At 63.4% G+C, this 12,308-nt stretch carries 10 protein-coding genes; 4 read left to right on the top strand and 6 right to left on the bottom strand.

Annotation, left to right across the window (positions count from 1 at the left end):
• Nucleotides 1–3: 3 nt before the first annotated feature.
• The 5 genes from pdxA to lptF all read right to left on the bottom strand — a co-directional run bounded on the left by pdxA (nt 4) and on the right by lptF (nt 7,081).
• The gene (pdxA, locus tag YU3_RS0106835; RefSeq protein ID WP_027165546.1) at nt 4–1,038 is read right to left on the bottom strand and encodes a 4-hydroxythreonine-4-phosphate dehydrogenase PdxA; all 1,035 of its coding nucleotides are present in this window, start codon (nt 1,036–1,038) and stop codon (nt 4–6) included.
• 153 nt (nt 1,039–1,191) lie between these two features.
• A complete protein-coding gene (locus YU3_RS0106840; RefSeq protein WP_027165547.1) occupies nt 1,192–2,115 on the bottom strand; it encodes a peptidylprolyl isomerase in 924 nt (307 codons plus the stop codon).
• 255 nt (nt 2,116–2,370) lie between these two features.
• Nucleotides 2,371–4,800 carry an LPS-assembly protein LptD gene (locus YU3_RS0106845; protein ID WP_027165548.1) on the bottom strand — a complete coding sequence of 810 codons (2,430 nt, stop codon included), beginning with the start codon at nt 4,798–4,800 and terminating at the stop codon, nt 2,371–2,373.
• The gene (gene lptG, locus YU3_RS0106850) at nt 4,800–5,882 is read right to left on the bottom strand and encodes an LPS export ABC transporter permease LptG (RefSeq protein WP_027165549.1); all 1,083 of its coding nucleotides are present in this window, start codon (nt 5,880–5,882) and stop codon (nt 4,800–4,802) included. Before lptG ends, YU3_RS0106845 begins: the two co-directional genes overlap by 1 nt.
• Before the next feature lie 2 nt (nt 5,883–5,884).
• Nucleotides 5,885–7,081 carry an LPS export ABC transporter permease LptF gene (lptF, locus tag YU3_RS0106855; protein WP_027165550.1) on the bottom strand — a complete coding sequence of 399 codons (1,197 nt, stop codon included), beginning with the start codon at nt 7,079–7,081 and terminating at the stop codon, nt 5,885–5,887.
• Between the two features lie 145 nt (nt 7,082–7,226).
• On the opposite strand from lptF, the gene YU3_RS36100 reads away from it, so the two are divergent.
• From YU3_RS36100 to YU3_RS0106875, 4 genes are all read left to right on the top strand, one after another.
• A complete protein-coding gene (locus tag YU3_RS36100; RefSeq protein WP_245273444.1) occupies nt 7,227–8,762 on the top strand; it encodes an MFS transporter in 1,536 nt (511 codons plus the stop codon).
• Between the two features lie 71 nt (nt 8,763–8,833).
• Complete coding sequence (locus tag YU3_RS0106865; protein ID WP_027165551.1) at nt 8,834–9,211, top strand: VOC family protein; 378 nt, start codon at nt 8,834–8,836, stop codon at nt 9,209–9,211.
• Between the two features lie 181 nt (nt 9,212–9,392).
• Nucleotides 9,393–10,913: a leucyl aminopeptidase gene (locus tag YU3_RS0106870; RefSeq protein WP_027165552.1), complete on the top strand. Its 1,521-nt coding sequence runs from the start codon at nt 9,393–9,395 to the stop codon at nt 10,911–10,913.
• A gap of 10 nt (nt 10,914–10,923) precedes the next feature.
• Nucleotides 10,924–11,373 (top strand): DNA polymerase III subunit chi, encoded by a 450-nt coding sequence (locus YU3_RS0106875; protein ID WP_027165553.1) that lies wholly within the window; start codon nt 10,924–10,926, stop codon nt 11,371–11,373.
• Here the strand turns inward: YU3_RS0106875 and YU3_RS0106880 are convergent.
• Nucleotides 11,370–12,266, bottom strand: coding sequence for a LysR family transcriptional regulator (locus tag YU3_RS0106880; protein WP_027165554.1), 897 nt, complete (start codon nt 12,264–12,266; stop codon nt 11,370–11,372). The two genes, YU3_RS0106875 and YU3_RS0106880, sit on opposite strands and share 4 nt — an antisense overlap.
• Nucleotides 12,267–12,308 lie beyond the last annotated feature (42 nt).

Raw genomic sequence — 12,308 nt, forward strand, 5'->3', positions numbered from 1 at the left:
TCCTCATGCGGCCGAGGTCTGCCGGCCGCTGTCGGCCAGCCTGCGCGCCAGCCTCAGCGCCGCAATCAGGCTGTCGGCGCGCGCAATGCCTTTGCCGGCGATGTCGAAAGCGGTGCCGTGATCGGGCGAGGTGCGGATGAAGGGCAGGCCCAGCGTCACGTTGACCGCCTCGTCGAAGGCTAAAGCCTTGGCTGGGATCAGCGCCTGGTCATGATACATGCACAGCGCCACGTCATACGAGGCGCGTGCGCGCGGATGAAACATGGTATCGGCCGGCAGCGGTCCGACGGCGTCGATGCCCTCGGCTTGGAGTGCCTTCACGGCCGGGAGAACGATCGACAGATCTTCCAGACCGATCGCGCCGCCTTCGCCGGCATGCGGGTTGAGCCCGGCGACCGCAAGCCTCGGCCGCGCGATGCCGAAACGGCTCTTGAGATCGGTGGCGGTGATGCGCGCGACGGCGACGATCAGCTCCGTCGTGAGCGCTTTTGGCACGTCGGCCAGGGGGATGTGGATGGTTACCGGAACCGTGCGCAGATCGGGTCCGGCCAGCAGCATCACCGGCGTCACTTCGCTGCCGGTGTGGCGCGAGGCCAGGTGCGCCAGATATTCGGTATGGCCGGGAAAGCCAAATCCGGCATCATAGAGCGGTTTCTTGGCGATCGGGCAGGTGACTACCGCGGCCGCGCGCCCGGCGAGACAGTCCGCGACGGCGCGGTCGATGGCTTCGATGGTGCCGGCGGCATTGGCAAGGTCCGGCTCCCCCGGGCTGTCGACATGGCGCGCATCGAGCGGCGCGACGGGCAGCATACGGGCAAAATGATGCGCTGCTTGTCCCGGCAACGTCTCGGCAATCGTCACATTCGCGCCGACGAGACGGGCGCGGGCTTCGATCAGCGCGGGGTCGGCAAGCAGATAGAAGGGCGGCACGCCGGCGCTGTCACCGGCCTGCCAGGCGGCGATGGCGATCTCGGGGCCGATGCCCGAGGGATCGCCGACACTGAGCGCCAGCGGCGCATCGGTCTTCTGCGTGTTCATGCGAGCTCGCGGACCAGGTTGTTGATGCCTCGACGGAAGGTGGATTTTCTGCGGTATCGAGGCACGCGTCGAACCCTGTCGCTTTATCCCTTTGTCTTGACGCAATTCCGGGCGGAAAGCCGCTCACACTTTTCCTGGAATTGCTCTCCGGCTCTAGCGCTCGACGATCTTGGCCTTCTGGCGCAACTCGGCGACATACTTCTTGCTGAGCTCGTCGGCGTCCTTGTCGTTGCCGCCCTCGGCCTGGAACACCATCTGCGCGGCCTTGTCGTCGGAAACGTCGCGCGAGGAGCAGACGCCGATGAATTCCACGCCGCGCTCGGTCTGGCGGGTCGGCGTCGCGGCGCCGACTTTGGTCGACTTGATCTGCTCGGCCCAGTCCGACGGCAATTGCGGCGCCAGCACGCGGCCGAGATCGCGCACTGTGACGTCCAGCAGGCCCTTGGCGAATTCGCGCGTGGTGGTGCAGCCGCTGAAGCGGGCACGCATGGCGTCGGCCTCGCGCTTGCGTTTGGCGAGCGTGGCCGAGCGCTCCGATGCCGGCACCACGAAGATCACCTGCTGCAGCATGTATTCCGTCGCGGTCGGCTTGGCGCCGCCCTTGTCCAGCATGCGCCGCACGGCGTCCTGCTCGGTCACCGAGCCGCCTTCGCCGGAACGGTAGCGCGCGCTGAGCGCCTGGTTCCAGGCCATCTGGGCACGGATGAATTCCTTGAAGTGCTCCTTGCTGACGCCTGACTGCGCCATGATCGCGTCGAGTTTCGCCAGCGGCATCTTGTTGCCCGAGGCGAAGCGCTGGTAGGCGGCGTCGACCTGCTGGTCGGAGATGCGGATGCCGAGCCGCTTGGCCTCGGCCAGCCGCAGCGTCTGGTCGATCATCTCCTGCGCGGCGTCGCCCTTCTTGTGCTGCAGCTTGAAGAAGGCGGCGCGGTGCGCGATGTCGCCGGTGGTGATCGGCACGTTGTTGACGATATACTTGATCTGCGCGGCGAAAGCCGGCTGCACGCCAGCCGTGACCGAAATCGAGGCCGCCGCCACCAGAAGCGCCAATCCTGCTGAAAACAGGTATTTCCTCATCTTACCTTCCCAATTTTTCCCCGCCTCGATTTTGCCCGTCATTGCGGCTCGGCGCGTCCTCCGAACGCCTGCGAGATGCAGCCGATCCCATGCCCGTGCTATGCGGCGAAACGATGTCGCCAGCGCATGACCCTGAGAATCGCGCCTATGCCCAAGGGACGCCTATACTCAAGGGATTATGCGTCAAATCAAGACTAAACCACCGTCAGCGCCCGAACCGACGCACGGCTCGGAAGCCGCGTCCGGCCCCCTTGGTCACTGGATGGTGTCGACGGCGCTTGTTGACGAGCCGAAATCGCCGAGCGTGCGGAACGACAGGTTGAAGCCGATATTCTGCGACACTTCCTTGGTGACGGTATCGCGCGTCTGCGAATACGTCATGATGTAGGTGAAGCAGGAATCGTTGTAGGCGAAGCCGACGCCGTCCTTGACCAGCACGTTGTTTTCGATGTCGTAAGTGCCGGTGCCGAACAGCCGCCAGTTCTGCGCCAGATGCGTCGAAGCGCCGAGCGTGACCTCGTGGCGGTCCGTAGTGAAGCCATAGAGCGGCTGCGCCTCGATGAAGGCGTATTTGGCGCTGAGCGATATCGGCAGGCTGGAATAGGCGGCCTTCACTTCGGCGCGCCTCACCTCGAAAGTCTGCTCGTCGAAGCGCCCGCTCAGCGATCCGGAGAAACCGCTCGGACTGTTGAAGCCGACAAGGCCGACATAATCCGAGGTCCGCTTGTCCAGCCCGGATTCGGCGCCGACATTTACGAGATCGGGTGCGGTGAAGGAGTTCTCGCCCGCGAGCTGATAGGATTGGCCGAAGATAGCATTCGTGCCCCAGCCATTGTCATAGGCGCCCGAATACCGGAAGCCGACATTGGCGCGCGTGCCGCCTTCGATGCGGTCATAGCCCGAGAATTTATCGCGCTCGAACAGCGTCGTGGCGTCGAAGACAAAGCTCTGCGCGTCTTCGTTGGGGATGGCCAATCCGCCGACATATTGCTCGTTCGGGCGCACGAAGACCTGTGCGGTCGGCTCCAGGATGTGGCTGGAGCTGGCCATCGAGAACAACAGCGGCCAACGGGCCTCGAGGCCGAGGGTGGCCATGTAGCGGGCAAGCGACGAACGCATGTCGACGTCCTGGCCGAGATTCGTCGCCATCTGGTTGACGGCATCGAGCGAGGCCGAATTGGCGTTGACGTAGCCGGCATCGCCGCGGAAGGCGAGCAACGGCGTCAGTTGCAGGCCGTCATCGGTGGTGAAGGTGCGCTTCCATTCGGCTTCGGCGGTGATCCGGCTCGATTCGCCTTCGATGCCGCGCACGTTGTTGACGGACGTGGCGACAGCGGGATCTGCAAGCACGGCGTCGAGCCGGTTGCGGCTGATGACACGTGCGTTGACGTTGAGCGACAGCTGGCCGCCGGCCACAGGCGTGTCCGGGATATAGGCGTAGTCCAGGGAAGGCAGCACCCAGGGCTGCTTTGCGGAGCGCGATGTCGGATCGCTGGAGAGCGTGTCTTCCTGTACCTCGAAGCGCATGGCGCGAACGTCGAAATAATTGCGGTCGCTCAAGCCCGTCAGATAGATCGACGACTGGTGGACAAGGTCGCTGTAGCCTTCGATGTTGTAGGTGCGCGAGAACTCCTTGTCGGTCTGCAGCAGCACGTCCCAGCCGAAATTCCAGCGCTCGTTGATGGCGAACTGGCCCTTGGTGCCCATCATGCCGCGGAACTTGTTCGGATCGCCTTCCGGGCCCGAATTGACGTTGTGGCCGTGATTGATGTCGATTGTGTCCGTGTCGATGAACGCGTTCGGATCCTGCTGGTTGATGCCGGCGATCTTCAGCGTGTACTGGCCGTTGTTGAAGCGCTGGCGCCACTCGGCCTCGCCGAGGAAACCCTGCTTGGTGTAGCCGCTGCCGGTGACGGTCAGGTCATAGGTCGGGGACAGCGCGAAATAATAGGGGACTTTGACGCCGACGCCGAGATGGTTGTTGTAGACGATGCCGGGGATCAGGAAGCCGCTCTTATGCCTCACCGTCGGGTCGGCGATCTCGAAAGCCGGCAGATAGGCAAGCGGGAAGCCGAAGAACTCGAAATTCGCGTTCTCGAAGCGGACCGTCTTCTTTTCGCCGTTCCAGATGATCTTTCGCGCCTTGACGCGCCAGGTCGGCGCCTTGTCCGGCTTGTCCTCGCAAGGTTCGCAGGCGGTGTAGACGCCGTTGTGGAAGGTGGTCAGCACGCCGCCCATGCGCTCGGCGCTCTCGGCGGCGAAATAGGCCTTGTCGATCGTCTCGACGCGCAGCGCGTTGAGGAAGCCGTCGGCGAAGTCGTCGGTGATGTCGATATGGTCGGAATTGACCTTGGTGCCGTCGCTGTTGATCAGCTCGACAGCGCCGCTGGCGACGAGGCGCTTGGTGTCGCGGTTATAGACCACGCGCTGGGCAACCAGCTTGTTGCCGCCATAGTCGATCTGCACGCCACCGACGGCCGTCACCGTGTGCTTGTCGTTGTCATAGACAAGCGTATCGGCGGCCAGCAGCATCTGCGTGCCGGAGGGGACGGACTTGGCAGCGATAGTCTGCGCCAGCGCGGGTACCGTCGGCACCGCACAGGCGAACAGACATGCCAAGGCGGTCGCCCCATAGAGGCGTGCCAAACCGGCCTGCCTATGGCTGCGCAAAACCGCCTCCCTCACTAGCCGTCTTCCTTGTATAGCAGAAAGGTCACCCCAAAGAACATAGCCACGACAACCGGAACCCATGCAGCCACCACAGTAGGCACGAATCCGGCGACACCGAATGCCTTGACCAGTACCGAAACGACATAAAGCAGAAAGCCGGCCACGACGCCACCCAGAATCATCGTTGCCGACTGCCCCATTCGCGCAAATCGCATTGAAACCGTTGCAGCAATCAGCGTCATGGCGACGAGAAGGAACGGCAACGCCACCAGCGAATCAAACTGCATGGCGAAGGCATTTGCCTTGAGCCCGAAGGAGCGGGCAACCTCGATCTTGCGCGGCAGCTCGTAGAAAGGGATGGTCTCCGGGCGCGCCAGGCGCTCCTGCACGAATTCCGGCTTGAGATTGGTCGGCACCTTGTCGGACGCCAGCGCCTGGATATTGCCGCCCTTGAAGACCTTGACGTCCTGCAATTCCCAGTAGCCGTCGCGCAGGAAGGCCTTGGCGGCATCCTTGCGCTCGACGATGTTGCCCTGCGGGTCGAGGATGAAGAACACCGCGTCCGCCATCTCCAGCCCCTGATTGAGGATGGCGCGGGCGCCGATGATGGTGTCGCCCGATTCGGTCTTTTGCCTGAGCCACGGCGTGACATTGGTGGTGACGGCGTTCGACTTGCCGGCCCGCAGGTTGTTCTCCATCTGCTCGGACCAGGAGAAGCCGTGTGCGGCGATCGGGTTGATCACGGCGACCGACAGCGTGCCGAACATCAGCGCGCCGACGCAGCACGGAAACAGGAACTGCCAGGCCGAAACGCCGGCGGAACGCGCGATGACCAGCTCATAGCGGCGGTTGAGCGACACCAGCGTGGCCATCGCCGAGAACAGCCCGACGAACGGCACGGTCTGCAGCATGATCATCGGCATCCTGAGCGCCGATATGGCGAAGGCCGTGCCGTAGGTGAAACCAGGCAGACCGGTCGTGCGGCCCGACAACTCCGTGAAATCGATCAGGAACACCAGCGCCAGCAGGCCGAGGAAGAACCAGAAGGTGATCGAGACGTAACGGAAGAAGAAATAGCGGCCCAGCGTCCAGCCCATGGTCAGGCTCCCTGGCCGGAAGCGCGCCGGGCGAGCCAGAGCTTGAATGTCGTCCAGTTGTCGCCGGTGCGCTTGGCAAGGTTCGTCAGCCAGTCGGCCCAGCTGACCGGCAATTCCATGGTGCGCGACGAAACGATGAACCAGATCGAAATCGCGGAGGCGATGAGCGGTATGCCGTAAAGCAGATAGACATAGTACCAGATCCTGTCGGCTTTACCGGCGGCGAAGAAGCCAAACCATCGCACGAACAGCGCGATCGCGATTGCGGTGATCAGCGGATTGATGCGCGCCTCCCGGTGCGAGCGCGCATCGCCCGCAACGGCAAGTGCGATCAGCGCGAACACCAGCGAATAGGACCATTCGGCGAAGCGCTGGTTGAGCTCCGCCCGGTAGCTGCCCGGTTCGCGCTGAAACATCTTGTCGTTGGGATCCGGGTTGAGCAGATATTGCGTCGTGCGGTCCTTGGGCAAAAGCGTGATGTCGTTAGCCGCCGACATGAAGGCCGACATGTCGAAGGCATAGGAGGTGAAGCGGATGACGGAGAGGTCGCCTGTCACCGATTTGCGGTTGATGACGCCATCATTCATCATCAGCACCTTCTCGTCGCCTTTTTCGACGATGCTGCCGGTCTTGGCGTAATAGGTGAGGCTGGCGCCTTCCTCGCGCGAATCGGCGACGAAGATGCCGCCCAGCCGGTTGCCGGGTAGCCGTTCGCCGACCTGCAGGAACAAGCCTTCGTCGATCTTGCGGAACGTGCCTTCCTGGATGATCAGCGACACGAGATCGGCGCGCGAAGCCGCCACCAGCTGGCGGTTCTTCTGCCTGGCATAGGGGTCGATGGCGTTGTCGACGACGAAGGAAAAGGCGCAAGCCGCTATCGCGAGTAGCAGGATCGGCCGCGCGATCGTCCAGCGCGAGGCGCCCGCGGCGCTGAGCACGGCCAGCTCCGAATCGGTGTTCATGGCGCTCAGCGTCTGCGCCACCGCCACCACCAGCGCGAACGGCACCACGATCGGGATGATCGAGGGGATGATGAGCGCCGCGACTTCGAAGAAGGTCAGCGCCGACTGGCCGTTGTCGGTGACGAGGTCGATCTTGGCCAGCACCTGCGTCGTCCACACGATCGCCAGCGTCCAGACCAGCGCCGCGAGGAACATCGTCAGCGCACGGCGCATGATGTAGCGTTCAACGACCTTCATGAAGGCTTTTCTCGATTTTGCCGAACGGCATCATGCCCGCCGACAAGGTAGTCATCCGGCAGCGCCCGTACAACTGGGTCATAGGCGGCTCGCTCCGGTTTGTCGCCCCACGCCACATGCCAGGCGAGGCGGAGTCTCCGCGCCAATGAATAAGAAATGCGAAACATCGATGGTTAACAGCAGGTTGCGGCAGCAAGCTAAGGTCGTGCCGCGACGAATCCTTTGTCTATGGTGGCGCCGATATAGACCGCGATTTCGGCCAAAGTCTTGCCAAATGGCTGAAAACGACCAAATGTCGCGCCAATCGCCGCCGGATCGGGCCGCCGTCCACGTGTGGATAAAAATTGGCATGGCAGGGCATCGCCGGCTTGTTGCATTGGCCGGCGTTCCTATCCCCATGGCAGTCAATCGTTGCAACCGCCGTGGCAGCTGTTGCGTTTCAGTCTGGCGGGTGGCCGACCCAGGCCGAGTGATGACTGCAGCCACGCCCAGGAAAATCTTCACCTGGACTTCCCGAAACACGGTGCTTCTGGCGCTGGCCAGCCTGTTTGCCGACATCTCCACGGAGATGCTTTATCCCGTCCTGCCGATCTTCCTGACGCAGACCCTGCATGCCAGCGGGGGCATCGTCGGCCTAGTCGATGGCGTCGCCCAGGCGACACAGAATATCGTTCAAGGTCTTTCCGGCTGGCTTTCGGATCGGTTTCAGAGGCGCAAACCGATCGCTCTTGCCGGCTATTTTCTGGCCGCTGCCGCCAAGCCGCTGACTGGCGCCGCCACTCTATGGCCCATGGTTCTGGGCGCGCGGTTCGTCGACCGGCTCGGCACAGGCTTCCGCTCCGCGCCGCGTGACGCGTTGATTGCTTCCTCGGTTGCGGAACCGCACCGAGGCAAGGCGTTCGGCCTGGAAGGCATCGGCGACAATTTGGGGGCATTTCTGGGACCGCTGCTGGCGGTGCTGCTTCTCACCGCCCTCCGGGTCGATATCCGCTGGATATTCTATCTGGCTCTCGTTCCAGGCCTCCTTGCCTTTCTCATGGTTGCGCTGGTGCGCGAGCAGCCATCGGCCGTGGCCGCGAAGGCGACGATCGACGTCAATCTGCGGCGATTCCCCAAGGCCTATTGGACCTACCTGCTGGTGATCGCATTGTTCGGCGTCGGCAATTCGAGCAATGCGTTTTTGATCCTGCGGACGCAGGATATCGGCGCCTCCCTGGAGACGACCATTCTTATCTACGCAGGCTTCAATCTGGTTGCGGCGTTGATTTCCTACCCAGCCGGCTTCCTGGCGGACCGCTTCGGCCGCAAGGGCGTGTTGCTGGCGTCTTTCATCATCTTCCTGATCGCCTATATCGGTTTTGCGGCGATCCGAAACATCTATCTGATTGGGCTGCTCTTTGCCTTCTACGGACTCTATCAAGGCATCTTCCGTTCAGTCGGCAAGGCATTCGCCTCGGACTTCGTGCCGCAGCCGCTGCGCGCCAGCAGTATCGGCTGGTACAGCTCCACCGTTGGTCTGCTGGAGCTCATGGCGAGCCTTGTCGCCGGACAGCTATGGGATCATGTAGGCCACGAGGCGGTCTTCATCTACGGGGCGATCTTTGCCGTTGTCGGTTGTGTCGGTCTGCTCGCATTGATCCCCTGGCAAACCGATCGTCATCGCGCGACGACGGCGTCGTAGGGCTGCGAGACATTGCCGATAGCGGACGGGGCTTTGCTACTACGTTGCTCGAGCTGAAAGGGTTCCCGGTCATGGCACAGGTCAGCATTCGCTACATTGTCGATGATGTCGCCGCCTCCATCGCTTTCTATGAAACGCATCTCGGCTTCGCCATCGAACGGGATGCGCGGCCGGCTTTCGCCTCGGTAACGCGCGGCGACCTGCGGCTTCTGCTCAGCGGGCAGGGCAGCTCCGGCGCCCGGGCGATGCCGGATGGCCGCCGTCCTGTGCCGGGTGGCTGGAACCGCATCCTGCTGGTGGTGCCGGATCTGGAACAGGAGGTTGCGCGCCTCAAGGGCGCCGGGCTGGTTTTTCGCAACGACATCATCACCGGCGTCGGCGGCTCGCAAACCCTGCTTGAAGATCCGTCCGGCAATTTGATCGAGCTTTTCCAACCCGCCGGTCCTTGACGGCAATGCCGGGCCGGGCCTTGTGCCGGGCAAGCGCGCAAGGCGCAGGAATGGCGAAAGATCAACGAAATCAGGGTGCCGAAAAAGGGGGTGGTATTTCCGCTCGGAAAACGACCAAATATCACTTTCCGAGTCTTAAAGCCTCCCAAGCAACCTATGCCGTTCCCGAAAGCAGGACCTGATGACGTCGAGCCCTTCCATTTCCTTCGCTAAATTCGCCGCGCCGAAAAAGGGCAGCGTCTTCGTATTCGCAGCCGACGGCGGTGGGCTCGGCGAGGCGGCGAAGGCTTGCGATCCGGTTGATGCATTGGCTCGCGCGTTTCCAGTCGCCGATTTCTCCGGCAAGTTCGCAAGCTCGGCCGAGGTGCTGGCGCCGGAAGGAACGCCGGTCGACCGGCTGGTGGCAATTGGCGCCGGCAAGGTTTCGAACCTCGACGACAATGCCTGGCTGAAGCTCGGCGGCGCCGTTGCCGCTTCGCTGCGCAAGGCGACCGAGGTGGCCGTAATCCTCGATCTGCCGGAACTGCAGCCTGACGGCCGCCAGGCAGCCAGCCTTGCTGCCGGCATCCTGCTACGCAGCTATTCCTTCGACAAGTACAAGACCAGGAAAGACAAGGAGGAGAGCCAGCCTGACGCGAAGGACGCAAGGAAAGCCGGGGCGGCCAAGCCGGCCAAGGTTATAATCCACTGCGCCGACCCCGCGGCCGCGAAGAAGGCGTTTGCCGGCGAGGAAGCGGTGGTCGACGGCGTGCTGCTTGCGCGCGACCTGGTCAACGAGCCGGCCAATGCGCTGGGGCCGGTCGAATTCGCCGAGCGCGTCAAGGCGCTGGAACAGCTCGGCGTCGAGGTCGAGATCCTCGCCGAAAAGGAGATGAAGAAGCTCGGCATGGGCTCGCTGCTCGGCGTCGCGCAAGGCTCGCCGCGCGGCGCGCGCCTGGCGGTGATGCGCTGGAACGGCGGCAAGGCGAAAGATGCGCCCGTCGCATTCATCGGCAAGGGTGTCACCTTCGACACCGGCGGCAATTCGATGAAGCCGGCCTCCGGCATGGAGGACATGAAGGGCGACATGGGCGGTGCCGCCGCCGTCACCGGGCTGATGCACGCGCTCGCCGCGCGCAAGGCGAAGGCCAATGTGGTCGGCGTCATCGGCCTGGTCGAGAATGCCGTCGACGGTCATGCCCAGCGCCCCGGTGACATCGTCACCTCGATGTCGGGCCAGACGATCGAGGTGCTCAACACCGACGCCGAAGGCCGCCTCGTCCTGGCCGACGTGCTGTGGTACGCCAACGACCGGTTCAAGCCGAAATTCATGGTCAACCTGGCGACCTTGACCGGCGCCGTCATGGTGGCGCTCGGCCAACACTATGCCGGCCTTTTCTCCAACAATGACGAACTTGCCGGCCGGCTTTTCGGTGCCGGCCAGGCATCGCAGGAGCGGCTGTGGCGCATGCCGCTCGGGCCCGAATACGACAAGCTGATCGATTCCAAGAACGCCGACATGAAGAACATCGGCGGCCGCTATGGCGGCGCCATCATCGCCGCGCAGTTCCTGCAGCGCTTCGTCAAGGACACCCCCTGGGCGCATCTCGACATCGCCGGCACGGCGATGGGCGCGCCGTCGAGCGAGATCAACCAGTCCTGGGGGTCGGGTTTTGGCGTCAGGCTGCTCGATAGGCTGGTGCGCGACCACTACGAAGGGTAAGGCTTCCGGGATGGCCGACATCCTGTTCTACCACCTGACCGAATCGACGCTCGAGGAGGCGCTGCCCGGCCTGCTTGAGCGCAGCATCGAGCGCGGCTGGCGTGCGGTGGTGCAGACGGGCACCGAGGAGCGCCGCGACGCGCTCGACCAGCATCTGTGGACGTTCCGCGACGATTCCTTCCTGGCGCATGCCACCGACCGCGAGGCCCATCCGGCGGAGCAGCCGATCCTGCTCACCACGGGGGGCGGCAACCAGAACGCCGCGCAGATCCGTTTCCTGGTCGACGGCGCAAGCCCGCCCGAGCTTTCCGGTTACGAGCGCGCCGTGTTCCTGTTCGACGGCCATGACACCGCCCAGCTTGAAGCCGCCCGCGGCCATTGGAAGACGATGAAGGAAGCCGGCCACGCCGTCACCTACTGGCAGCAGACGCCGGACCGCCGCTGGGAGCGCAAGGCCTAGCTCCGAACCGCTTCGCTATCCTGAAGATGCCGCCACAAGGCTTCGGCCACCGGTCCGTGCGGCTTGTCGCGTCGCCGCACCGCTGCCACGGTCTCCGGGCGGCCGGGGATGTGCCTGCCGGCGATCGAGATCAGCCGTCCCTCGTGCAACTCATCTTTGATAAGCCATTCCGGCAGATGCCCCCAGGCGAGCCCATGCAGGATCAATTCCTTCTTCATCATATGGTCCGGCACAGAGCAGGAATGCGCGCCATCGATGACGAAGAAGTTTTCGGAGGAAGGACGCCGCGCCGTGTCGCGGATCACGCATTGTGTGAAGGGCCGCATCGCTTCCGGCGTAACGTCATGCCCATTGTCGAACGGCAGGAAGCCCGGCGCCACCACCGGCATGAAGGCGACCTCGCAAAGGTCGATCCGTTCGAGATGTGGATCGGACGGGTTGGCGCGGTGGAAGACGAGGTCGGCCTCGCCGTCCATCAGACGCTCGACCGGCCCGCTGATCGCTTCATAGTCGAGATGCAGGCGCGTGCGCGGCCGCTCGGCGAAGAAGCGGCTGAGCAGGCCAAGTATTCCGGGTCTCGGGCAGACGTCGCCCATGACGACGCGCAGCACGGTTTCCTCACCGTCCGCCAACTGGCCCGCATAATCTTGCAGATGCTCAACTTCGCGCAACGCCAGTTGCGCTCGGCGGTGGAACAGGCGGCCGTCTTCGGTCAGGTTCACACGGTATCCGCTCCGGTCGAGCAGCGTGAGGCCAAGTTGCTCCTCCAGCCGCGCGACGGCGGCGAAGACGGATGGGTGCGTGCGGTGCAAGGCGAGGGCCGCAGCCTGGAAGCTGCCCCCGGAAACGACAGCATCGAAACATCTGAGATCGTGAAGCTTCAAGCCATCCATAGTCGGAAAGTCCTACAAAGATTGTCCAATCATAGTAATTTT

The sequence above is a fragment of the Mesorhizobium sp. WSM3224 genome (assembly GCF_000427725.1).
GTDB lineage: Bacteria > Pseudomonadota > Alphaproteobacteria > Rhizobiales > Rhizobiaceae > Mesorhizobium.

Coding starts and splice junctions, on each gene's coding strand:
- pdxA (WP_027165546.1), bottom strand. CDS start 1,038: ATGAACACGCAGAAGACCGATGCGCCGCTGGCGCTCAGTGTCGGCGAT.
- YU3_RS0106840 (WP_027165547.1), bottom strand. CDS start 2,115: ATGAGGAAATACCTGTTTTCAGCAGGATTGGCGCTTCTGGTGGCGGCG.
- lptG (WP_027165549.1), bottom strand. CDS start 5,882: ATGGGCTGGACGCTGGGCCGCTATTTCTTCTTCCGTTACGTCTCGATC.
- lptF (WP_027165550.1), bottom strand. CDS start 7,081: ATGAAGGTCGTTGAACGCTACATCATGCGCCGTGCGCTGACGATGTTC.
- YU3_RS36100 (WP_245273444.1), top strand. CDS start 7,227: ATGAATAAGAAATGCGAAACATCGATGGTTAACAGCAGGTTGCGGCAG.
- YU3_RS0106865 (WP_027165551.1), top strand. CDS start 8,834: ATGGCACAGGTCAGCATTCGCTACATTGTCGATGATGTCGCCGCCTCC.
- YU3_RS0106870 (WP_027165552.1), top strand. CDS start 9,393: ATGACGTCGAGCCCTTCCATTTCCTTCGCTAAATTCGCCGCGCCGAAA.
- YU3_RS0106875 (WP_027165553.1), top strand. CDS start 10,924: ATGGCCGACATCCTGTTCTACCACCTGACCGAATCGACGCTCGAGGAG.
- YU3_RS0106880 (WP_027165554.1), bottom strand. CDS start 12,266: ATGGATGGCTTGAAGCTTCACGATCTCAGATGTTTCGATGCTGTCGTT.